A 23023-nucleotide genomic window follows, 5' to 3' on the forward strand; every position below is an offset into this window, starting at 1 on the left:
TGACCCGATCACGGATCCCGAGCGGATTGTGGACCTGAGCATACGCCGACGAGACCGGCTCGGCGGCATCCTCCACGAATACTCACATGCCGCTTGACCTGCGCGGATGGAATTATCGGCAGGCGCAGAGATCCTCGCCGACGCCGGCATCCAGGCCGTTCTTACCGGTGTCCGGATGCCACGGATGAACGCGGTGATGGAGCGGTGGGTGCAGTCGTGCCGCCGTGAACTCTTGGACCGATGCCTGCTCTGAGCTTGACGTTTAACCTCCGAGCTTCACATATGCCGTGATCTGGCTGTGGAAGTGACGTAACGCCCCGCAACGGACTGTGCCCCTCAGGCCATGCCCGGCGGCTGTACGCCAGGCGGCCACCAACTCATCGTCGAGTTGAACCGACATCGAGGAAGAGGCGGTGGCCGTGATGCCCATGCTGGCACGCGCGGTGGCAGGGATCCCAGCCCCGCAGCGGGAAGGCTCGCCTATCGAGGCGCTGGCCGAGCTGAGCGAGTTCCGCCAACAGGTATACGAGTGCCCGACCGCCCGCGCCGATGAGTTGTTCGAGCTGGCCGAGGCCGTTCTGTGCGCCGAGGGACCGGTCAAGACCCTGGTCGGGCTGAGCTTGGCGCCCGAGCATCGGCGCGGCCACGGCGCCCTGTACGACGCGATCAACCACGGCCGGATCGAGATCAGCCGGTTGCGGCACGCGCTGGCCGGGATCGAGCTGCCACGCGCGGCCGGGGGCCGGATCGTGCTGGGCGTGGACATCTTCCCCTGGCTGAGGCCGGGAGCGCCGACCAGTCCCGAGCGGCTGTTTTGTCACACCTACGGCCGCGGCAAGGACAAGCACCAGATGATCCCTGGCTGGCCGTACTCGGTGATCGCCGCGCTGGAGAGCGGCCGCACGTCCTGGACCGCGGTCTTGGACGCGCTGCGCCTGCAGCCCGGCGATGACGAGGCCGCCATCACCGCCGCTCAGGTCCGCGATCTGGTGTCCCGGATGCTGGAGGCCGGACACTGGCAGCCCGGCGACCCCGACATTCTCATCGCCTTCGACGCCGGCTACGACCTGCCTCGTCTGGCCTTCCTGCTGGCCGACCTGCCTGTGGAGGTACTGGGCCGGCTGCGCAGCGACCGGGTGCTCCTGCGGCCGGCCCCACCCCGCGGGCCCCAGCAGATCGGCCGCCCGTCCAAGCACGGGGGTGAGTTCCGTCTCAAGGACGAGGCCACCTGGCATCCGCCCGAGCACACCACCAGCACCGACACCACCCACTACGGCACCACCCACTACGGCACCACCCACTACGGCACCACCCACTACGGCACCACCCACTACGGCACCACCCACTACGGCACCACCACCGCCCGCTGCTGGGACCGGCTGCACCACCGTCTGGGGCGCCGCAGCGCGTGGATCAACCACGACGGTGACCTGCCCGTCGTGGAAGGGACCCTCATTCATCTGCAGGTCGATCACCTGCCCGGCGAGCGGGACCCCAAGCCGCTGTGGCTGTGGTCCTCGGCGGTCGGCATCAGCTCCGCCCACCTGAGCCAGCTCTGGCAGGCGTTCCTGCGCCGATTCGATCTTGAGCACACCTTCCGGCTGTTCAAGCAGACCCTGGGCTGGACGGTTCCGAAGATCCGCGCCCCCCGGTCGGCCGACCTGTGGACCTGGCTGATCATCATCGCGCACACCCAGCTACGTCTGGCCCGCCCGCTCGCCGCCGATCTGCGCCGCCCCTGGGAGAGACCCGCCCCACCCGAGCGTCCCAGCCCGGCCCGCATCCGCCGGGGATTTCGCCACATCCGCCCGGCGATCGCCCATCCCGCCGGTGCTCCGAAACCCAGCACACCTGGCCCCGGACGCCCGCCAGGCTCCAAGAACCGCGTCTCCGCCCGTCATCACGATGTTGGCAAGACCGTCAAACGGGACACCTCGCCCACCGCACGCCAACGGCAGGCGGGTTGGATCTCAAGCTGAGACGAAGGCCACCTGCGGCATGCCCTGCGCAAGTATGAGGAGTTCTATAACGAGCACCGAGCCCACCAAGCCCTGGCCCAGGTGGCTCCGCTACGCGCCGTCCCGGATCCCATCGCTGATCCTGCTGGATCGGCCAAGCTCAACGTGCGCCGACGAGACCGGCTTGGCAGAGTCCGCCACGAATACCGACATTGCGCCCGCCGAAAGTGCCATCCATGCAGTTCAAGCCGCATGTAAGTACTCGCGGAGGACCCCGCCGAGCCGGCCTGTGGGTGTGGGGTTCGAATATTCGGTTCATGCGCTGACCTGCAGCTCTCGGCAGGCTTGCGGATCTTGAGCGGTTGTCGTATGAGCGGTTGCTCAAAGATTTGAGCAACCGCTCAAATCGAGGTACTGGAGATTCATCGTGTCTAGTGAACGTTTTTTCATCCCCTGGCGGCAGGATGCTGGTCACAGCATGATCGCAAGCTCGGTGTCCACCTGACGACGTAGGAAACCCCTGGTAGATGGATTGATCACCACAACCAGATCCATCACAACCAGGGGCCTCGGATGCTGTTCTATCGCGCCGCCGTCGATTTGTCGCGTTCAACGCTGAACTACGTCGCCGGAGTGATCCGCCGGCACCGCAAGGCGATCGGGTCGGCCTGGCGGTTGCTCAACCCGGGGCAGCAGGCCCTGCTGGTACTGGTCTATCTGCGCAAGGACGAGATGTTCCATGAACTCGGAGCTGGGTTCGGCGTCTCCACGGCGACCGCCTGGCGGTATGTGGAAGAGACGGTGATGCTGCTGTCGGCGCGCTCACCCAAGCTCGGGCAGGCGCTGCGGAAGGCCAAGCGGGACGGACTGCACTACCTGGTGCTGGACGGCACGCTGATCCACACCGACCGGATCAAGGCCGACCGGCCCTACTTCTCCGGCAAGCACCGCGTCCACGGGATGAACGTCCAGGTCCTTGCCTCACCGGACGGCACGATCGTGTGGACGTCGGGAGCGCTGCCCGGCAAGGCTCACGACCTGACCGCCGCCCGTATCTGGGCATCCTGCGCGCCCTGGGACGGGCCGGGATCATCACCCTGGCCGACAAGGCGTATCAAGGAACCGAGGGCCCGGTGATCACCCCGTACAAGGGCAAGAACAAACCCGAGTCGCAGAAACAGGCCAACCGCTCCCACGCCAGGCTCCGCGGACCCGGCGAACGCGCGAACGCCCAGCTGAAGAGCTGGAAGATCCTCCGGAAGCTACGCTGTAGCCCCAGCAAGGCCGGCCACCTCTGCAAGGCCATCGCCGTCCTTCAGAACCACCGCGCTGCACAGGCCGCCTGAGGATGAAATGGGTTCAGTGAACCCGCAGATCGGACGCGGTGGCTGAATATTCGAGCCCCACACGCTGGCATTGAGGCACTTTTCTCATGTAAACGATTAGCTCCGGCCACATTCACCGTGAAAGCTCGAGGCTCGCCCTCATGTTCATTCCCGCTTGGAGGCGTGTGCTTCCCACCCCGCTTGCCATGATGAAACCGGTTGTCGATCTCTGGGGAGACCTCAACAATCATGGGCATGGCAGCAGCGCTCACGGCGGATCAGATCGAGCAGTTCGTCACCGATGGCTTCGTCCACCTACCCGCGGCCTTCCCGCGCTCGGTGGCCGATGAGTGCCGAGCGTTCCTCTGGCGTGAAACAGGTCTCGACCCCAACGACCCCACGAGGTGGACACAGCCCGTCATCAGGCTCGGCGGATACGGGGGCAAGCCGTTTCAGCAGGTCGCCAACACACCGCGCCTGCACAACGCCTTCGACCAGTTGGTCGGCCCCGGCCGATGGACGGCCCCACGCGGTCTGGGCACCTTTCCCATCCGCTTCCCGCACGCGGATGACCCCGGTGACGCCGGATGGCACATGGACGCCAGCTACACGCCCGAAGGCGAACAAGGGTTCTGGCTGAACCTGCGTTCCTGCGGCCGCGCACTGCTGATGCTCTTCCTGTTCTCCGACATCGACACCGACGACGCGCCGACCCGCATCAAGGTCGGCTCGCATCTGGACGTCCCGCCCTTCCTGGCGCCCGCAGGCGAGCGCGGCATGAACATGTTCGACCTGTGCAAGATCATGGACGCCGCCGGCAAGCTTGATTCGCCGGATCGGCCATCTGCTCTGGCTACCGGCCAGGCCGGTGACGTCTACCTGTGCCACCCGTTCCTCATCCACGGCGCACAGCCCCACCGCGGCGCCGTCCCCCGGTTCATCGCCCAGCCCCCGCTCCTGCCGACCGCCCCGCTCGATCTCGAGCACGGCGACGGCACGCACTCGCCCGTCGAACGTGCGGTGCTGCTTGGACTGGCCTGACCTGGCGACGATGTCGGCCGACCTCGAGCGCTTCGAGGCCGGAGCGAGCGAGTCCAGTCGATCAGATCGCGCGCATGTCATACGGCACCATGTCCACGGACGCGCCGCTCTCGTACCGCACCTGCCAGCCGCGCGGCCGATGGCGGGGCTGGCTTCCTGGAGTCAGTCACGCGCCTTGCGCAGGCTGAGGTAGTGCGCCCGCTGTTCCGAGGTCAGGTGTTCGACGGCGTACCGCAGCAGGACGCGCGGCGCGGTGGCGGCGTGCCCGTCGAGGAAGCCCAGCAGTCGGCTGCGGTCGTGCTTGCCCGCCTCACGCAGCATCCCACCGACCACCTTGCGGACCAGGTCGTGGTCGTCGGCGACCAGTATCTCGGCGATGGCGAACGTGTCGTCGAGCTCGCCGGCGCGCACGAACGCCATGGTGGCGAACATGGCCATGCGACGCTCCCACCAGTGCTCGGAACGTGCCAGCCGGTAGAGGACGTCGCGCGGCTTGTTCAGCAGATAGCCGCCGATCACGTGGTGCGCGCTGAGGTCGACCAAGTCCCAGGTGTCGATCCGGTCGGTGCGCCGCAGGTACAGGTCGAACAGTTCCTTTCGTACGCTGTCCGGGATCGTCCGGCGGGTGGCCTGTTTGCCCATGATGCTGAGCGCACCGACCCGCACCTCGTGGATGTCGCTGTCGAGCAGCTTGTCGATTTCGCCGGACGGCAGGTCGATGAACTGCTTGGCGAGCGCGAACACGTCGCCCATCCGAACCAGGACACGCCCGGCCGGCACGTGGAGGGCCTGGACTCTCTCCGCGAACCGGGCGGCGGTGAGCGGCGATCCGGTCATATGAGCGGCTGGACGACTTCGGTGTGCCAGTCGGCGGGGCGGGCCAGCTCGACGGGTCGGGCTCTCGGGTTAAGTCGATCCATTCGTAGATCTCCCAGGCGGCCCCTCCGGGGCGGCCGTGCGATGCCAGCCAGTCCTCAATCCGGCTGTAGGCCTCTCCGAGGCGGTCGTGCGCGCCAAGATGCACGGTGACGACGGCGGGCCCTCCGGGCAGCTCGCCCGGGGTGATCCGGCCCTCACCAGAGACACCGCCCGCCACCGGTACGCCGACCTCGACGTCGGTCTTGTCGTCATCGAAGGTGTGGTAGCGGACGAAGGGCGGGCCGGCGGGCGCGACCCCGCGGTCGTTCAGCAGGCGCCACAGCTCGTGCAGGCTTTCGCCCTGGGCCTGCGTCAGCTGCGTGATCGGGACCGTCTGCCGGATGCTCGCCACCGGCTGCGGCTCGCGGTGCTGGACTTCGATTGTGGTCATGGTCTGTCTCCCTCTCTTGGCTTGACCCGGTGTATGGGCGCTGTGCCTTGAGCTGATCGTCGCGGCCCTGACCGGTCGTGGTCCAACACCCATACTCACGCGATCTACACACCAGGGGTGTAGAACCGGTAGACAGGACGGGTGACCAAGGAGCTCGATCTTCGCTTGTTGCGCCACTTCGTCGCGGTCGCCGAGGAACTGCACTTCAGCCGCGCCGCGGAGCGGCTGTTCGTGGCTCAGCAGGCCCTCAGCCGCGATGTGCGGAAGCTGGAAGACCGCGCCGGCATTCCGCTCTTCGACCGAACGAGCCGACAGGTGGCACTCACCCCGGCCGGCAAGCGCCTAGTGGTTCGTGCGAGGCAGATCCTCGCCCTGCATGACGAGACTCTGCGGGAGCTGCGCGGCGAGGGCACGTCGCTGCTCGTCGACGTCGTCGGTGAGCGACTCACCCCTGCGCTGGTGCTCGCCGCGGCCCGGGCTCGCGCCGAGGGCTACGAGTTCTTCGCCCGCTTCCACGGCGGACTGGACGCCGCCCTCCCCCTGCTGGCCGCACATCGGCTGGATGTCACTTTCGGTCGCTGGCATGGTACGACCGGTCACGTACCAGGGGGTTCGGAACACCAACTGATCCGGTACGAGCGGATCTCCGTCATCCTGCCGGAACGCCACCCACTGGCTGCGTGCGCCGAGGTACCGCTGGCCGCGCTGCGGGACGCCGACGCCTGCTGGCACTGCGGCGACCACGCCTCCGCCGAGTGGGAACGCACCATGCTGCAACTGTTCACGGACACCAACATGCCGCCCGCTCCGCCCCGGCCCAACGTGCGGGGCATCGACGAACTGGCATATCACGTCCAGCAATGGGATCTGCCGGTGCTGACCATCAGCAGCCAACCGGACGTCCCTGGCGCGGTCATCCGCCCTCTCGTGCAACCCGTCGCGCTCTACCCATGGAGCATGATCTGGCGCAAGGACCTGCACCACCCCGGCCTGACGGCGCTGCGGGATGCGGCCCGCGATCTCGCCGATGCCGAGAGATGGCTGGACCTGCCCGATGACGCCTGGCTGCCCGAACCCGAAGCGAGTCTGCCGCCCAGCCCATAGCGAGCGCCTACGACTACGCCTGTTGGCTGTGGCCGTCACAGCCTCGGGCCGGCCCAGATGCCCGGCGGCCGCCCGCCGGGTGCGGGAGATCACGGCGATGCGGTCGGCGACCGCTTCGGCCGCGCGTAGTGGCGTGGTCGTAGTCGCCGTGCAGGGAGATCTAGCCTGCGGCTTTCACGGCCGAATTTGTGCCGACCTGATCATTCACATAAGAAAAGTGCCCTTGAGCTGGGAGGATCGGACTTGTCTAAGGCCCCGCCCATCCCAGATCAGAAGGCACTTTCCGAGTGAACTCTATCGCTTCTCGCCGCAAGATCACCGTGTCTGCCGATGGCCGCGGGCTGGTCTCCCATGGCGGTGGTCTGCTGCTGATGCAGACGCTGCGGTGCCTGACCAAGATCAAGGGATCGCTGGGTGACTGCTTCGCCGCCGCCGTGGTGGAGCTCGACTGCATGGCCAAGAAACACAAGATGGCCGCATGCGGAAAGCTGGGGGACTCCATCCGTTGGTGCATCGACCACCCCACGTCGACATACTGTGATTCCACGCCCGGAAAACACTGTGTCCGCTCAGAAAAGAACGGCCATACCTACAGGACATGTACGACTTATTATTCGCCGGTACAGGCGTGGTTCATGTCGAACATCTACAAGAAGGAAAAGGGCATGACCGCCCCGGGCATCTGCGACCTCTCGAAGTTCCTGGGCCGCATACCTGGGGCCAAAACTGCGCAAGGAGCAGCGGACACGGTGTGCGGAGCGATCAAGGACGGGATCGATCTTCTCGACTCCTTGGGGCCGGACGTGGACGCGATGAACAAGAAATGGGATGAGTTCCGCACGAAGTATCCCGGCCGGGGGATAAACGTCAGAGAAAAGTGCATGAGGGAGGACGACGGGATCGGCCTGAAGGCGCCTTGGAGATGTGGTCCCTTGACGTACAATCCCGCTTGATCCTTCCAGGCATTCGAAACGGTGAGCCAAGATGAGGATGTTCTATCGCGCCGGTGCGGCGGTTGTCCTGCTGGCTGCGGGGGCCCTGTTCGCCGTGCAGGCACAGACGAACGAGGCCCTCACCGTCGCCTCCGGCAGTTCCGAGCACGATGGCCGCACGGGTGAGGACACGACCTTCTCGCCGGATGAGCCATCCAGAAAACCCTGCGAAACCCCTGCGGACGAGCATGAGGTGTGCGCAAAGGCGAAGCCTCGGCGACACGAGCGCGAAGTCTTCATTGCGGACTGCGTGGCCGCCGATGTCGTCGGGCTCTGGCCGAACACGTGCGCCGACGTGGCGGAGGGGGTGGCGGAGACGTTCTCGACCTGCCGGTCCGCGGGGAAGACATTGCTGCAGTGCGAGAACGTCGCCGTTCACGAGGCATGCGTCTATCGTGGCGGCGGAGCGATCTGTGGAGATTCCGAGCCTGTCTATCAAGCCTGTCGCACTCGTGGTGACACTGACATCGCACGTAGTTTCTGCATGGAGGGCAACATCGAATACCAAAAGTGCCGGCACGCCTGGGGGGTCACGGTGAGTGGCGACGTCTGTATAGCGGCCACGGCTGCCTACGAGGATTGCCGGACGCGTTCGCCCATCCATGTGTGCCAAGGCGTGCGGGATAAGTATGCGCGTACGCATTACCGCTGACGATATGACATTGATCGGCAAAGGTGATTCGGGCGGCTGAGGGCACTGCCCAGGCGGCCGCGGTTTGTCGAACCGTTCGATGTAGCCGATGATCTGCCGTTCCGTCACGGATCGAGCGGTGAAGACAAACCTCGATGACTCACGAGGTGGTCGTCCCTCCTGATCGGTTTCGGCTGATGGAGATTTCCTCCTGATCGTCCCGTTCATCTCCGGCGTGTGCCGCTCGAATATTGAGTTGCGTGGCCTGAGCTGTAGTTACGCGGATGGAGCGCGGGTTGTAGAGTTTGATCAGCTGCGGGCTGGTTGCGTTGTCGGCCGGATCTCTGAGGCGCTTCCTCGATGGGGAATGGTTCGTCTCGCGGGGTAGGGGACGAGCGGCGCGCCCTTCGCTGGCCGCTAGCTTGCCGACTCCATCCCGAAGGCGGCGAGGCAGCACGTCCGTCCTTGCCGGAGCACGTGCCGAGCACGGCGACGGAGCGCGCTGGGCACCAACGTGTACGGCACGCTGCCCGGCAAGATGGCGGCGTACCCGGCCAAGATCGTGGGTTATCCGTACAACAACAACGAGCTCGTGAACATCAACGACAACGACGCGGGCCTCATCGGCAGGACGATGGGCCGCATCAGGCGGTTCATCGATCGCGGCCAGCCGACGCTGCTGCCGGCCAAGTCGGCGAACCTGCCGTGGGTGGGCAACGTCAACGCCCTTCTGCGGCACTGGCTGCCCATCCACGGATACGCCACCCAGGGCGGGACCCACCGCTTCCGGGTCTGGGACCCGCAGACGGGGAAGTTCCACTTCATGACGGTCAACGAGGTGATGACCGCCGGGCAAGGGGGCGCCGTCATCTCCCCTGACCTGCGGCACTTCGTCATGCCACGCGAAGACCTCTGACCGCTCGCCCGGTCCGGCCCCCACGGGGGACCGGTCCGGCCAGTCGACCCGCCGCGCGACTGGTCCCCGCTGAGGCGTCCGCGTTCATCCCGGTCTGCCCTCGTCAGGGCGGGCGGCCCGGGCGCCGCTTCAGGCTGGACATCGGGCCGTCCCCAGGAGAGTGGTTCATGGCACCAGCTTGGCGTCGGCCCAGTCGGCGTGGTCGCTGTTGATGCCGTCGCCCGCGTCGGTCACCTTCAGCACCAGGGACTTCACACCGGCGACGCCGACGTCGATGGACTGGGCCGCGCTCGTCGCCGTCAGCGCCGACGGGCTCTCCCACAGCTTGACGCCGTCGCCCCAGACCTCGAACTTGACCGTGGCGCCCGCGGAGATCTCGTCGTCCACGCCGACATGCGACTGGAACCTGGAGTATCCGCCGTTCAGGGTGTAGGTGATGGTGCTGTTGGCGTGCGTGCCGAGGCCTTTGGCGTAGACGGTCCCGTTCAGGGTGATGGGGTGCCCGTCGACGCTCTGGTTCTTGTGGACCGTGCCCCATCCGATCGTCGGGGTGCCGGTCCAGTCCGAATCGCCGAGCGAGACGGCGCCGCCGCCGCTGCCGATGAGCTTGGCGTCGGCCCAGTCGGCGTGGTCGCTGTTGATGCCGTCGCCCGCGTCGGTCACCTTCAGCACCAGGGACTTCACACCGGCGACGCCGACGTCGATGGACTGGGCCGCGCTCGTCGCCGTCAGCGCCGACGGGCTCTCCCACAGCTTGACGCCGTCGCCCCAGACCTCGAACTTGACCGTGGCGCCCGCGGAGATCTCGTCGTCCACGCCGACATGCGACTGGAACCTGGAGTATCCGCCGTTCAGGGTGTAGGTGATGGTGCTGTTGGCGTGCGTGCCGAGGCCCTTGGCGTAGACGGTCCCGTTCAGGGTGATGGGGTGCCCGTCGACGCTCCTGTCCTTGCGAACGGTGCCGAAGTCGCTCGTCGCCCCGGCCCAGGTGAGATCGCTCAGTTCGGCTGTCTGCCCGTTTCCGCTGATGGAGGTGGTGGCGGTGACCGCATTGCTGGCCCCGGAGAGGTTGCCGGCGGCGTCCTTCGCCTTCACCGTGAACGTGTAGGAGGTCGAGGCCGACAGGCCGGTCGCCGTGTAGCTCGTGCCGGTCGACGAACCGACCAGCGTGGAGCCGAGGTAGACGCCGTAGCCGGTCACGCCGACGTTGTCGTCGGACGCGGTCCAGCTCAGGTTCACACTGTTGGAGGTGACGCCGCTCGCCACGAGGCCCGTCGGCGCGGTGGGGGCCGTGGTGTCGCCACCCGGGGCTCCGGCGGCCGCGGTCACCGAGGCGCCGGCGGCCACCGGCACCGTCACGTAGGACACCGTTCGGCCGTACAGCGATCTGGTCTGCGGCGTTCGCGGGGTGCCGTTCACGCTGATCGTGGAGAGCGTCCCGTAGAACTGGGCTTCCCAGTCGAGGGTGCCGCCGGAGTGGTTGGTCAGCGTGGAACTCGTCGTGCCGGTGTGCCTGAGCTTCAGATCGTTGGCGCCGACCTTGAGGTGGTCGATCTCCACCCACGGCACTTCGGACGTCAGCCTCGGGACGGTGGACACCTTCTTGGCAGGGGCGTCGGGTTGCACGCCCATCATGCCGTCGATGACGCTGCTGACCGCCAGGAATGAGATCTCCGGGTATGCGTTCCTGCCGGTCATGAGCTTCTTCAGCCACGACCAGCCCTCCGCGGGGCGGTTGTACTGGTAGTACATCTCAGGCAGGTAGGAGGTCGCCTCGACATTCAGGTCGTCGTCGTTGGCGGCGATGAAGTCGAGGTAGTCGCTGGTCCTGGGGCCGTGGTCGCCCAGCCCCGTCAGCATCATCAGGAAGCTGGCCTCGTGTCCCCAACTGCTGTAGCCGGTGCCGTTCGCGTCCTTGCCGCGGATGTAGCGGTTGCTCGCCGGATCCCACCAGTGCGCCTCGAAGTGGTCCCGCACCCGCTGGGCGCGGGCGGTCCACCTGGTGCTGCCCGCGGTGTCGCCCCTGGTCTTCAGGATGGCCGCGTACGCCAGCATCGACTGGTACTGGTAACCCAGGGCGTCGGCGGCGGAGGTGAGATTCTCGTTGGGGAACTCGAAGAACGTCGCGGTGTATTCGCCGGGCTGCATCTGCGCCACCGGCTGCTCATCGGACGGATTCGAGTCGTTCCAGGTCACTTCGTGATCGGTGAGGAACGACCCCATGGTCGAGTCGTAGTAGCCCGAGAGGACAGGATCGTTGATCCATTTCGAATCGCCCGTCCACAGATACTGCTTGTACGCCTTGGCCATCACGTTGAACGGTGACGGCAGCTCGCGGAATCCGGTGCCGTCTACGTAATACATGGCCCCGTAGGAACTGTGCGCCCACAGGGGCCAGCCGTTCTGGCCGGGATCGTCGGCGTCGTCGGCGAATGTCCTCATCATGTTGAAGGTCTCGGCGTCCAGGCCGAGCGCATGCGCGCCATCCGACTGATGAGAGATGTCGCGGTTGTAGAAGGCTTCCCTGCTGACGTAGGAGCCCCAATAGCCGGGGACCACCGACGTGTGCGTGGAATCGGTGAGCCGCCACCATTCCTGCTCGTGCCCCATCATCGGATTCCCCGGGTAGAACACCATGCCAAGGGCCCGGTTCTTTCCCCAGGTGAAGCCGTCGTTCAGGATCGCGTTCGGCGAGTCGAGCGTCAGCTCGCCGGTCGGTGGACCCACGTATTCCTGGATCGTGAGCTTGTCTACCCGCGGCGTTTCGCCGGCGGACACGGCCGTCAGTTTGATGACGTCACCGTCGGCGAGTGCGACCTTCGGCGAGGTATGTGTGTCGATATTGCGCGGGTCGGTGTAATCGGTGCCGCTCCGTTGCGAGGTCTGCCACGAATCCACAACGGTGGAACCGATGGAGATGCTGTAGGTCACACCGTTGGCGACTTTTCCGTTGTAGCGGGTGATGAGGTCGTAGAAGCCGGCGCTGCCGCTGAAATTCGTGGTAGCGGTGCTGGTCTGCCGGGAGACGCCCTGGGCGTAGGTGACTTGATCCACGGTCGCGGTCGTGAAGTTGGACAGCGACATGCTCTCGGCTTCGATGACGTACGACCTCGCGGCCTCCGCGGGGGTGGCGACGAGGGTGAGCGCCACCACCAGGAGGGCCAATAACGGACGCATGCGACTCCCTCTGTTGGAATGAGTTGGACTATGTCGCCTATTGAGTGCCTGTGTGTGATTCATGTCAATAGTTGTCTACTCCGGCGTCATCGGCTAGCATCCGCGCGCGAGACAGAGTTGCTGGATCGGGCGAAAGTTTTCATTGAGTTCTTGCAAGCTTGGGAGTAGCGTCCCCGCCAATGACACCCCCCAACAGGAGCCACGCCATGGATCGACGCCGCTTTCTCCAGCTCAGTGCCCTGACCGCGGGAGGTGCACTGCTGTCCGCCTGCGGATCGGAGGCGAAGCCGGAGCAGCAGCCGCAGGCCGCCGCCACCCCCTCGGGCAGCATCACCGTGTGGAGCTGGGCAGGTCCGGCCGCGATGATGAAGGAACTCGTGCCTGGCTTCACCAAGCAGTTCCCCGGCGTCAAGGTCGACGTCCAGGACATCGGCAACCCGGCCATCTGGGACAAGATCACGACCGGGATGGCGGCAGGCGGCCAGGGCCTGGGCGACGTGCTGCACATCGGCGTGGACTACCTGCCCGCCTACATCGAGAAGTTTCCCGGCGGCCTGGCCGACCTCACCACTCTCGGCGCCGACAAGCACAAGGCCAAGTTCGCCCAGGGCATGTGGGAGACCGTCAGCCGCGACGGCAAGGTCTACGCCCTGCCCTGGGAGGCAAACTCCGCGGGCTTCTACTACCGCGCCGACATGTTCGAGAAGGCAGGCGTGGACGTCGAGGCGATCCAGACCTGGGACGAGATGATCGAGGCGGGCATCAAACTCAAGGAGAAGACGGGCATCCAGCTTCTGGCCATCAACAAGGCCGCCACCCAGGCCGACTCGGCCAACCTCTTCCAGTTCCTCATGCAGTTGCAGGACGCCTTCTACTTCGACATGCAGGGCAACGTCACCATCGACTCGCCCGCCGGGGTCACCGCCATGACGCTCATCAAGAAGATGAACGACGCCGGAATCGTCGCCGACGGCGCGGGCGGCTGGAACACGATGATCAGCTCCATCAAGAAGGGCAGCGTCGCCGTGCAGCCCATGCCGACCTGGTTCGGCGGCATCATCGCCGAGAGCGCCCCCGACCAGAAGGGCAAATGGAAGGTCAGGCTCCCGCCCGCGGTCACCCCCGGCGGCAAGGCCGCCGCCATCGTCAACTCCACCCACCTGGCCGTCGCGGGCACCAGCAAGAACCAGGCGACCGCCTTCGCCTTCGCCGAGTACGTGCTGACCAGGCCGGACAGTCAGGTTCACATCTACAAGGGCAAGGGCATCGCCCCAGCTCTCATGGCCGCCTACGACGACCCGATCTTCCACCAGCCGTCGGAGTACTTCAGCGGCCAGAAGATGGGCGAGATCTTCCTCGGCTCGCTCAAGCAGCCCTCCTATGTGACCAACTACTCCGCCGACTACGGCCGCGCGCTCAAGCTCGTCGACGACGCCCAGTCCAAGGTCCTGCTCCAGGGCGCCGACCCGGCCACCGCGCTTCGCGAGGCCGCCGACCAACTGGGCAACCAGACCGGGCGCAAGGTCGTGCGATGACCCTGCGCGCCATGAAGGTGGCGCCGTACCTGTTCATCCTGCCCGCCGTCGCCCTCTTCGCGATCTTCAAGATGTATCCGATCGCCTGGTCGTTCGTGCTCAGCCTGTTCAGGACCGACGGCGCCTTGCAGACCTTCGCGGGGACGGCCAACTACACCCGCCTGCTGCGGGACCCGCTGTTCTGGACGGCGCTGCGCAACACCGGCGCCGTCCTGGCGGTGCAGGTCCCGGTCATGCTCGGCCTGGCGCTCGCCCTGTCGGTCGCGTTCAACTCGGCACTGCTGCGGTTCCGGTCGTTCGTCAGGCTCGGCTTCTTCCTGCCCATCGTCACCGGCCCGATCGCGTACGGCCTGCTGTTCGCGGTGCTGCTCAACCCGCAGTCCGGGCTGGTCAACTGGGCACTCGGCCTGGACATCCCGTGGCTGACCGACAAGTTCTGGGCGCGCGTCGCCCTCGGGCTGGCGCTGACCTGGCACTACGTGGGCTTCAACGCGATGGTCTACCTCTCGCGGCTGCAGGCGCTGCCCAGCGACCAGTACGACGCGGCCGCCGTGGACGGCGCAGGCGTGTGGCGGCGCTTCTGGCACGTCACGCTTCCCGGGTTGCGCCCGGTCATCCTGCTGACGGTGGTGATGTCGACGATCGGCACGCTGCAACTGTTCGACGAGCCGTACGTCCTGACCAAGGGCGGGCCGGACAACGCGCTACTGACGCTCGGCCTCTACCTGTACGAGAACGGCTTCCGCTTCTTCGACCTCGGCTACGCCTCGGCCATCGCCTACGCGCTCACGCTGATCATCGGCGTGCTCGGCATCATCCAGTTCCGGGTTCTGAGGGAGAGAACGTGAAGCGCGTGATGCTGACCTCGTCGATGCTGATCACGGTCACCGTCGTCCTCGTCCCGTTCTACTGGCTGATCGTGGCCGCCACCCACTCCAACGCCGACGTCTTCGGCAGTCCGCCCCCGCTCCTGCCGGGCGGTGAGCTGATGGACAACCTCGCCGCCCTGGAGCAACGCGTCGGCTTCAGCAGGACGATCCTCAACTCCGTGCTCATCTCCGGCCTCTACACGCTGGGCGCGGGCGCCGTCTGCACGCTGGCCGGGTACGGCTTCGCGGTCTACGACTTCCGCGGCAAGGAACTCCTGTTCGGCCTGATCATGCTCGGTCTGGTCGTACCCAGCCAGGTCACGCTGGTGCCGCTGTTCAAGATGATGCTGGCCATGGACTGGCTCAACACCTACCAGGCCATCATCCTGCCCAACCTGGCGCTGCCGTTCGGCATCTTCCTGATGCGGCAGAGCATGTCGACCTTGCCCAGGGAGCTCCTGGCCGCCGGCCGCGCCGACGGCTGCGGCGAGCTGCGGCTGTTCCTGCGGGTGGCGCTGCCCGTCATGCGGCCCGCCCTGGCTGCCCTGGCCATCTACCTGTTCCTCTACCAGTGGAACGACTTCGTCTGGCCGCTGATCGCGCTGCGCACCGCCGACGCGTACACCATCCCGCTCGCCCTGGCCGCGCAGACCGGCGCGACCGACACCGACTACGGCGCGATCCTCGCGGGGACCGCCGTCGCCGCCATCCCCATGGCGGTGCTCTTCCTCTTCCTGCAACGCCACTTCGTGTCCGGACTACTGGCTGGAGCCGTAAAAGAATGAGTGTCACCACCGCCGGGCTCACCCCCGCGCCCACAGAACACCTTCTGGACGGGGTACTGCTGGCCGTGCTCACGCACACGCCGGGCGCGAGCGTCGGCTGGACCTTCGACGGCGGCGTGCTGGAGGTCACCTCAGAGGGCGATCTGGAGATCAGGCTGTCGGTCCCGCTCAAGGACGCGGTCGGCTTCTGGCACCCGGACTGCCGATGGGTGCGTACGTTGCCGGCCGACTGGGCGGGCTGGGCCCACGCCTCGCTGGTGAAGGGCGCGGTGGCAGGATGCTTGTACGACAGCCACGGTGAGACCATGCTGGCCTACCTCGCCGAGGACCCGGTGCCGGAGACCATCGTGCGGTTCGGCGTCTCGGAGGAGAACCAGACCTTTGTCGTACATCTGGGCATCCCGGCCGGGGCTTCGCCGTACCGGCTGCTGGTGGAGCCGCGCTCGCGGTCGGTCGCGACCGCGATGCGGACGTTGCGCGGGCGGCTCCGGCTGGGTCTGGGGCTCGCGCCTGTGCAGGAGAACGCGCGGGTGCCGGTCTATTCGACCTGGTACGGGTTCAGCCAGCGGGTCGACGCGGCGAGCGTGGAGGCCGAGGCGGAACTGGCGGCCGAGGCCGGTTGTGGCGTGCTGATCATGGATGACGGGTGGCAGCGGTTCGGCAACGGCCGCGGATATGCCGGCGTAGGGGATTGGCTCCCCGATGAGACGAAATTTCCGGACTTCGCGGGGCATGTGGCGAAGATTCAGGGGATGGGGCTGAAGTATCTGGCCTGGGTCGCGCCACTGCTGGTCGGCCCGGAGGCGGAGTGCTTCGGCGCGCTGGAACCCTTCGGCCCGCTGACCAGCCGGCCGCCCGGCGCACGCGTGCTGGACCCGCGACGGCCCGAGGTGCGCGCGCACGTGGTGAAGGTGTGCGCGAAGCTGATCGCGGACTACGGGTTGGACGGCCTGAAGATCGACTTCCTGGACGACGCCATGGCCTACGCGGGGCAGCCGGGCGAAGGGCTGGACGTGGCCGACGTCGGCGCCGCCATGCGCCTCATGCTCGACGACCTGCTCCACGCCCTCGGCCCCGAGGTGCTGATCGGGCTGCGCCAGCCGTACATCGGGCCAGGCATGGCCGCCTACGGCGAGATGCTGCGCGCAGACGACTGCCCTGCCGACGCCACCGCCAACCGTGTGCAGACCATCGACGCGGGCCTGCTGGCCGTGCGCGGCGCTGTTCACGGCGACATGCTCATGTGGGACGAGGCGGCGACGCCGGTCAGCGCCGCACGCCAGATCATCGCCTCGCTGCACGCGGTGCCGCAGATCTCCGCCCGGCTGACCAGGCTCGACGCCGAGCAGCGCGGCATGGTCGCCTTCTGGCTCGGCCAGTGGCGACGGCTGCGCCACCTGTTCCTCGACGGCGAGGTCGAGCCAGGCCGCCCGGACGAGCTCTACCCCGTGATCGTCGCCGCGCGCGAGGACGAGTGCGCGATCACCGTCAGCGCCGATCACGTCGTACCCGTCGACACCGCCCGATTCCGTACCTTTACCTTGATCAACGCCACCGCCGCCGGCCGCCTCGTCCTGGAGATCCGCGGCGGGCCCGCCACCGTGCGCACGCAGATCTTCGATGCCTGCGGCCGTATCATCGACCGATCGGAGCTACGGCTGGAGCCCGGGCTGTGCGCGCTGGAGGTGCCACCCTCCGGGCTGGCCATTCTGGAGGGTTCACCGTGAAAGTGGGCATCACCGAACTGGCCGCCAGAGCGGGTGTCAGCGAGGCCACGGTCAGCCGGGTGATCAACCGGCGGTCCGGCGTCGCGACCAAGACCCGCGAGGCGGTCGAGCGGGCGATGACCGAGCTCGGCTACGAGCGTCCCACCCGCGGCCAGCTGGTCGCGGTGATCACACCATGGCTGTCGAACCCCTTCTTCGCCGACTCCGCCGAGCTGATCGAGGCGGCGCTGGCGCCGCACGGGCTCAAGGGGATCGTCTGCCCCGCGCTGCCCGGCGGGATCCAGGAGAAGGAGTTCGTCGTCGCGATGGCCGACCACGGTGTGGCGGCCGTGGTGTTCCTGTCGGCGAGCAACACCCTCGCCGACGCGGATCCGGAGACCTTCTCCGTGCTGGCCGCCCGCCGTATCCCGTTCGTCGGGGTCAACGGCGGGTTCGAGGGGCACGACGTGCCGGTCTTCTCCACCGACGACCACCTGGCCGCCGAGCTGGCCGTAGAGCACCTGTGGGCACTCGGCCACCGGCGGATCGGGCTGGTGTCGGGACCGGTCGGGAACCAGCCGGCCGACCGCCGGGTCGAGGGATTCCGCACGGCCCTGCGGGTGCGCGGCGCCGCCGACCCGGACTCGTGGGTCGTCCGGCAGTACTACACGGTGGAGGGCGGTCAGTCGGCCGCCGCGGCCCTGCTCGCCAGGAACGCCACGGCCATCGTCGCGGCCAGCGACTTCGTGGCCATGGGAGTGGTGCGCGGGGTGCGGCGGGCGGGGCTGTCGGTGCCCGCCGACGTCTCCATCGTCGGCCACGACGGTTCGATGATCATGGAGTTCGCCGATCCTCCGCTCACCACCGTGCGTCAGCCCATGGACCGGCTGGCCGGCGCGGTCGCGCGCAGCATCGTGGCCCTCGTGGCCGGGCGCCCGGTCCCGACCGGAGAACTGCTGTTCAGGCCCGACCTGCTGGCCCGCGGCTCCACGGCGCCCCCTCCCGCCTGACTCCGGTACAGAGGGGCGAACCACCATGAGAATCGGTGCGTCGACGGCTGCTGCCCTCGTCACCGACATGTCCCCGCTCGTCGTCACCAACCCGGGCTTCGAGCAGGGGACCACCGGTTGGAGCTTCACCCAGGGCACCGGGGGGTGAGGTTCCCCTGAGGTGTGGACACCTCTGACAACGGATCTTGTTCCGTGGCGGGAAGCCTTTGGATGGCACGACCTGTGGGTGCCCGAAACTCGGCCGTTGGGGCTGACCTGGGGCTAGGCGTTTCCGATTCTTGCAGGCATGATCGCTGTCCATGGCGTTGCGGCTGCTCTATCTGATCTTCGTCCAACTCGCGGGTCGGGTGGTGCTGCAAGGTCGTTCGCAGAGGTCGCAAGACGCGGAGATCCTCGTCTTGCGTCATCAGCTCGCGGTGTTTGCGTCGGCAGGTGGGAAGGCCCAGGCCGTCGTGGGCGGATCGGGCGGTGATCAGCGCGCTGGCGCGGCTGCTGTCTGCAGTTGTTCGTGACGCCGGCACACTGCTGCGCTGGCACGCCGATCTCGTACGGCGGCGCTGGACGTTCAAGCGCCGCCGCCATGGTCGGCCTCCCACCCGCGCCTCCATCCGGACCTTGGCACTTCGTCTTGCCCGGGAGAATCCGCTGTGGCGCTACCGGCGGATTGCCGGGGAACTCGCGGCTCTGGGCTACCGGGTGGGAGCCTCCACGGTGTGGCTGATCTTGAAGCAGGCCGGCATCGACCCACCGCCGCGGCGCATGGGACCGACCTGGAGTGAGTTCCTGCGTGCTCAGGCCACGGGGATCTTGGCGTGCGACTTCTTCCACTGTGACACCGTGCTGTTCAAGCGCCTGTCTTGCCTGGTCGTCATGGAGCTGAGCAGCCGCCGGGTGCACGTGCTTGGCGTCACCGAGCATCCGACCGGGCCGTGGATTGCGCAGCAGGCCAGGAACCTGATGATCGAACTGGGGGACAGGATGGAGGGGTTCAGGTTCCTCATCTGCGATCGGGATACGAAGTTCACCACCATGTTCGACGAAGTCTTTACGGCCGAGGGCATCGGCATCCTCAAGACGCCGCCTCGGGCTCCGCGGGCCAACGCGTTCGCCGAACGCTGGATCGGCGGCTTGCGCCGAGAACTCCTTGATCGGATCCTCATCGTCAACGCCCGCCACTTACGTCGCGTGCTGGCTGCCTATGAGACCCATTTCAATGAGCATCGCCCGCATCGCTCCCTGGGCCAGGCCGCTCCGCTGCGAGTCCTTCCCGATCCTGTTGAGGGCGATATCAAGGTCATCCGGCGTGACCGCCTCGGCGGGCTGATCCACGAATACGCGCAGGTCGCGTAGGGTAGCCGAGTTCTTGGCACCCACAGGCTGGTCCTTCACCTTGACCACCGGAACGCCCGCAGTCGCCAGCCGGTCGTACACCTTGTTCAGCAAGATGTTGAACCGTGCGCACACGGCGATCTCGCTTGGCTGGATGCCGTCCCCGAGCCAGTCCTTGACGCAGTCCACCACCGCAGTCACCTCTTCCTGCTCGGTGGGGAAAGCGGCGGTGTGGGGGCGCTTGCCGTGCAGCAGGGATCGGTAGCCGGTCAGGCTGTCGCTGCCCTCGCCGCCGAGGTCCTCGACCAGCGAGCCGTCGAGCAGTCTCGTCGACCAGCCCAAAATCTGCGCCGTGCTGCGGTAGTTGACGCGCAGTCGGCCGCTGCGTCCGGTGACGGAGATGCCGAGCGAGCCGAGTGACACCTTGGAGTCGTAGATCCGCTGGTGCGGGTCGCCGGTGATGAACATATCGTCCGGCCCATCGAGCACGGCCGCGCGCAACACTCGCCACTGGGCCGGGTGCAGATCCTGTGCCTCGTCAACGATCACGTGATCGAAGCCGTACCTGCGCAGGTTGGAGCCGCCGAGCAGCCGGGTGGCCTCCACGCACAACTGCAGGTGGGTGCTCACGCCGGCCGCGCGCAGCTCCGCAAACTCCTTCAACAACCCTTGCGGTTCAACAACCTCCAAACACCGTTTGTTGAGAGAATGACGGGCGTCCCGGGCAGACAGCGCCTGGTTTGCCGCGCCCGGCGGGTGGATGCGCCAGGACTGAACGGAGCGACAGGACGCGGATGGGGCGGTAGCGGCCTGATCGCAGGGGAAGCAGAGGCAACCACACTTCTGGGCCCGCCGAGCGCCGGGCCATGCAGGCGACGCCCCCGATTGACGCCGCCATCGTCACACCGCTCCTGGCCGCCGACATGCTCGCTCCGGCTGCCCTGATCATGACCGTCATCGCGGCCGTGCCCGCCGTCGTTCTGTTGAGCACGGCCAACGGAGATGTACGCGACGCCTGACACAAAGGGCATCACCTGCGGATCCGTTGAAGATTTCGCCGGGTGGGGGTGCGTACGAAGGCCGCGCCCCCGTCTACTACACTCAGCTCCATGTGTTCCGTCATCCATAACTGGCAGTCCATCCGCGTCCGGTCGGCGTTCTGACCGCGGTGCCGGCCGTTGCCGGCACTGGGTCCTCCGTTCACCGTTCGCTTTTGGATGACGAGGATTCTTCTTATGCGCGCAACTTCGCGCCCCACTTTCGTGTTCGTTCACGGCGGTTCCAGCAATGCCCGGGCCTGGGGGCCCCTGCAGAACGAGCTGGCCCTGCTCGGGCACCGTTCGTACGCCGTCGACCTGCCCGGCCACGGCGATCGAGCCGATGTCCCCGCCGCCTACTACCGGCTGCCGCACGACGCCGCGGCACTGGCTGACGCCGCCTCCCCGCTGCGTGCCGTCACGTTGCAGGACAACGTGCGGCACGTTGTCGACGCCCTGCGCCGGCTCGCCGTACACGGCCCGGTCGTGCTGGTCGGCAACAGCCTCGGCGGGCTGACCATCAGTGCCGTCGCCAACGCCGTACCGGACCTGCTCGACCGCATGGTCTACCTGTCCGCGCTGTGTCTGAGCAGCCCGGCCATGCTCACCGAGGCGTGGGATGTGGTCGACGACAACCTGCTCGACGCCGCAGCCGCCCGGATCGCCGTGCCCGGCGTGCCCGACCCCGGTGTGACCCGGCTGAACTGGCGCAGTGCCCACGCCGACGCGGAACTGTTCGCCGAGTTGAAGGCGGCCATCATGGCCGACTCCACCGACCACCAGTTCCGGCTGTTGCTAGACTCCATGGACCCGGACGAGAACCACGCGGTGCTGGAGCCGGGGGCACTGGTCACGGCCGACGGGTGGGGACGTGTCCCGCACACCTACGTCCGCCTGTCGCAGGACCGCAGCATCACCCCAGCCGTCCAGGACTACATGATCCGCCAAGCGGACGCGCTGACCCCGCACAACCCCTTCCAGGTCCACACGCTGGCGACCTCGCACGTCGGCTACTTCAGCCGGCCGCACGTCTTCGCGGAACTCCTGGCGAACCTCATCTGAGGCGTGCCGACGCCCCCGACTCTGCCGCCGCCGCCGGCCTCGGCGGCGGGGGCGCCGAGGCCGGCGACTGACGGCGCTGATCCTGGCGATCGCGCCTACGGCACCAATGTCGAGGACCTCATCGCCATCTGACCGGTGCCGAGTTGATGGGGTCCCGGTAGCAATGAAGCAATTTTCAACGAAATAGCGCTTGACCTGCGGAAACGGAGGGGTTGACCGCCTGTGGCGGGCTGATGATCACTGCCGCTACGTTCGTTCCGGTTTCGTCCGGTATGGCACGTGGAGTGGTGCGTTGTCAGAGAAGATGTTCTCCGAGGAGCAGTTGGCCCAGCTGCGCTCGTTCCCGGAGATCAGCGCGGATGAGTTGATCCGGTATTTCGCGCCGACGGCGGCTGACGCGGCGTTCGTGAGTCCCGGCGGGCGGGTTCCTGCCGATCGGCTGGGCATGCTGGTCCAGCTCTGCACGCTGCCGTGGCTCGGGTTCGTGCCCGACGATGTGGCCTCGGCGCCGTCGGCGGCCGTGGCCCGGGTCGCGGAGCGGCTGGTCGCCGCGGCGGCGGCGCTGCGGCTGTACGGCAAGCGCGAGCAGACCCGCTCGGATCATCTGCGCCTGATCGCCAAGTACATGGAATGGCAGACCGCTCCGGCGGGCAGCCAGGCGATGAAGGAGCTGGAGCAGTTCCTGCTGGACCGGGCGATGGGGCGTGACTCGCCTACGTTGCTGTTCAACCTGGCGCGCGAGTATCTGATGGCGGCCAAGGTGATCCGGCCCGGCGCGCTCGTCCTGGCCAAGATGGTCGGCACGGCCCGCAAGGCGGCCGCCGATCTGAGCTCGCAGCTGGTGGGGCACCTGCTGACGGCGGAGGTTCGCGCCGATCTGGAGCGGATGCTGGTGGTGGATGCGGGGCTGGGGATGACCCGGCTGGAGTGGCTGGTCAGCCCGGCCCGGGACGCGTCGGCGACCTCGGTGAAGACCGCGATCGACAAGCTGACCCGGGGAGTCGGATGACCGATCTCCGCGGAGATCGGGGGCCGTGATCCGGTACCCCACCCCGGGCGTGGTGGTGATGGCCGAGGGCTCGCCGAGTTTGCGGCGGAGGCGGCCGATGGTCTTGCGGATGAGTTGGCTGCTGGCCCAGCGAGACAGTTGCCGCTACATGGTGTTGAGGGTGACATCGCGGAGGTGGCGGGCGATGTCCCGGGCTGGTCAGGGGCGGTTGGGGTCTTGGTGGAGCAG

At 67.1% G+C, this 23023-nt stretch carries 19 protein-coding genes and 3 pseudogenes; 18 read left to right on the forward strand and 4 right to left on the reverse strand.

Annotated features, from left to right (window positions below):
- Positions 1 to 422: 422 nt before the first annotated feature.
- From DMB42_RS52200 to DMB42_RS52210, 3 genes and pseudogenes are all read left to right on the forward strand, one after another.
- Positions 423 to 1979: a transposase gene (locus DMB42_RS52200; RefSeq protein WP_260478451.1), complete on the forward strand. Its 1557-nt coding sequence runs from the start codon at positions 423 to 425 to the stop codon at positions 1977 to 1979.
- Positions 1980 to 2531: 552 nt separating this feature from the next.
- Positions 2532 to 3304, forward strand: a pseudogene (locus DMB42_RS52205) (transposase family protein).
- A gap of 234 nt (positions 3305 to 3538) precedes the next feature.
- A complete protein-coding gene (locus DMB42_RS52210) occupies positions 3539 to 4324 on the forward strand; it encodes a phytanoyl-CoA dioxygenase family protein (protein ID WP_221762755.1) in 786 nt (261 codons plus the stop codon).
- Between the two features lie 162 nt (positions 4325 to 4486).
- Here DMB42_RS52210 and DMB42_RS52215 read toward each other — a convergent pair whose 3' ends face one another.
- Both DMB42_RS52215 and DMB42_RS56565 read right to left on the reverse strand, forming a co-directional pair.
- Positions 4487 to 5161 carry a DNA alkylation repair protein gene (locus DMB42_RS52215; protein ID WP_125649707.1) on the reverse strand — a complete coding sequence of 225 codons (675 nt, stop codon included), beginning with the start codon at positions 5159 to 5161 and terminating at the stop codon, positions 4487 to 4489.
- Between the two features lie 145 nt (positions 5162 to 5306).
- Positions 5307 to 5726 (reverse strand): annotated as a pseudogene (locus DMB42_RS56565) (GyrI-like domain-containing protein); the annotation flags it as partial.
- Between the two features lie 48 nt (positions 5727 to 5774).
- Between DMB42_RS56565 and DMB42_RS52225 the strand changes: the two are divergent.
- From DMB42_RS52225 to DMB42_RS52240, 4 genes are all read left to right on the forward strand, one after another.
- Entirely contained in the window at positions 5775 to 6737 is a 963-nt protein-coding gene (locus DMB42_RS52225; RefSeq protein ID WP_125649710.1) for a LysR family transcriptional regulator, read from the forward strand.
- Positions 6738 to 7024: 287 nt separating this feature from the next.
- Positions 7025 to 7690: a hypothetical protein gene (locus DMB42_RS52230; RefSeq protein WP_125649713.1), complete on the forward strand. Its 666-nt coding sequence runs from the start codon at positions 7025 to 7027 to the stop codon at positions 7688 to 7690.
- A 31-nt stretch (positions 7691 to 7721) separates the two neighbouring features.
- Positions 7722 to 8381 carry a hypothetical protein gene (locus DMB42_RS52235; protein ID WP_125649716.1) on the forward strand — a complete coding sequence of 220 codons (660 nt, stop codon included), beginning with the start codon at positions 7722 to 7724 and terminating at the stop codon, positions 8379 to 8381.
- A 493-nt stretch (positions 8382 to 8874) separates the two neighbouring features.
- The gene (locus tag DMB42_RS52240; RefSeq protein ID WP_125649719.1) at positions 8875 to 9276 is read left to right on the forward strand and encodes a hypothetical protein; all 402 of its coding nucleotides are present in this window, start codon (positions 8875 to 8877) and stop codon (positions 9274 to 9276) included.
- A 165-nt stretch (positions 9277 to 9441) separates the two neighbouring features.
- On the opposite strand, the gene DMB42_RS52245 is transcribed toward DMB42_RS52240, so the two are convergent.
- Positions 9442 to 12516, reverse strand: a complete 3075-nt coding sequence (locus DMB42_RS52245; RefSeq protein ID WP_125649722.1) for an NPCBM/NEW2 domain-containing protein — start codon at positions 12514 to 12516, stop codon at positions 9442 to 9444.
- Between the two features lie 143 nt (positions 12517 to 12659).
- Between DMB42_RS52245 and DMB42_RS52250 the strand changes: the two genes are divergently transcribed.
- From DMB42_RS52250 to DMB42_RS55870, 8 genes are all read left to right on the forward strand, one after another.
- On the forward strand, positions 12660 to 13988 hold the full coding sequence (locus DMB42_RS52250; protein WP_221762756.1) for an ABC transporter substrate-binding protein: 1329 nt from the start codon (positions 12660 to 12662) through the stop codon (positions 13986 to 13988).
- Positions 13985 to 14836 carry a carbohydrate ABC transporter permease gene (locus tag DMB42_RS52255; RefSeq protein WP_125649728.1) on the forward strand — a complete coding sequence of 284 codons (852 nt, stop codon included), beginning with the start codon at positions 13985 to 13987 and terminating at the stop codon, positions 14834 to 14836. Before DMB42_RS52250 ends, DMB42_RS52255 begins: the two co-directional genes overlap by 4 nt.
- A complete protein-coding gene (locus DMB42_RS52260; protein WP_260478447.1) occupies positions 14833 to 15642 on the forward strand; it encodes a carbohydrate ABC transporter permease in 810 nt (269 codons plus the stop codon). The genes DMB42_RS52255 and DMB42_RS52260 overlap by 4 nt, the downstream gene beginning before the upstream one ends.
- Positions 15639 to 17369, forward strand: a complete 1731-nt coding sequence (locus DMB42_RS52265) for a glycoside hydrolase family 36 protein (RefSeq protein WP_125649731.1) — start codon at positions 15639 to 15641, stop codon at positions 17367 to 17369. Before DMB42_RS52260 ends, DMB42_RS52265 begins: the two co-directional genes overlap by 4 nt.
- Positions 17366 to 18358 (forward strand): LacI family DNA-binding transcriptional regulator, encoded by a 993-nt coding sequence (locus DMB42_RS52270; RefSeq protein ID WP_125649734.1) that lies wholly within the window; start codon positions 17366 to 17368, stop codon positions 18356 to 18358. Before DMB42_RS52265 ends, DMB42_RS52270 begins: the two co-directional genes overlap by 4 nt.
- Before the next feature lie 25 nt (positions 18359 to 18383).
- A complete protein-coding gene (locus DMB42_RS55865) occupies positions 18384 to 18506 on the forward strand; it encodes a hypothetical protein (RefSeq protein ID WP_260478448.1) in 123 nt (40 codons plus the stop codon).
- Positions 18507 to 18657: 151 nt separating this feature from the next.
- A complete protein-coding gene (locus tag DMB42_RS54605; RefSeq protein ID WP_221762757.1) occupies positions 18658 to 18870 on the forward strand; it encodes a hypothetical protein in 213 nt (70 codons plus the stop codon).
- Positions 18827 to 19708, forward strand: a complete 882-nt coding sequence (locus DMB42_RS55870; RefSeq protein WP_260478450.1) for an integrase core domain-containing protein — start codon at positions 18827 to 18829, stop codon at positions 19706 to 19708. Before DMB42_RS54605 ends, DMB42_RS55870 begins: the two co-directional genes overlap by 44 nt.
- Before the next feature lie 42 nt (positions 19709 to 19750).
- On the opposite strand, the pseudogene DMB42_RS55875 reads toward DMB42_RS55870, so the two are convergent.
- A pseudogene (locus DMB42_RS55875) lies at positions 19751 to 20317 on the reverse strand (UvrD-helicase domain-containing protein); the annotation flags it as partial.
- A gap of 236 nt (positions 20318 to 20553) precedes the next feature.
- Between DMB42_RS55875 and DMB42_RS53995 the strand changes: the two are divergent.
- The 3 genes from DMB42_RS53995 to DMB42_RS56240 all read left to right on the forward strand — a co-directional run bounded on the left by DMB42_RS53995 (position 20554) and on the right by DMB42_RS56240 (position 22795).
- Entirely contained in the window at positions 20554 to 20706 is a 153-nt protein-coding gene (locus DMB42_RS53995) for a hypothetical protein (protein WP_185845346.1), read from the forward strand.
- Positions 20707 to 20922: 216 nt separating this feature from the next.
- Entirely contained in the window at positions 20923 to 21786 is an 864-nt protein-coding gene (locus tag DMB42_RS52285) for an alpha/beta hydrolase (protein WP_125649737.1), read from the forward strand.
- Positions 21787 to 22078: 292 nt separating this feature from the next.
- On the forward strand, positions 22079 to 22795 hold the full coding sequence (locus tag DMB42_RS56240) for a DUF4158 domain-containing protein (RefSeq protein ID WP_125649740.1): 717 nt from the start codon (positions 22079 to 22081) through the stop codon (positions 22793 to 22795).
- The last annotated feature ends 228 nt before the right edge of the window (positions 22796 to 23023 follow it).

The organism is Nonomuraea sp. WAC 01424 (genome assembly GCF_003947315.1).
In the GTDB taxonomy this organism is placed as follows: domain Bacteria; phylum Actinomycetota; class Actinomycetes; order Streptosporangiales; family Streptosporangiaceae; genus Nonomuraea; species Nonomuraea spiralis.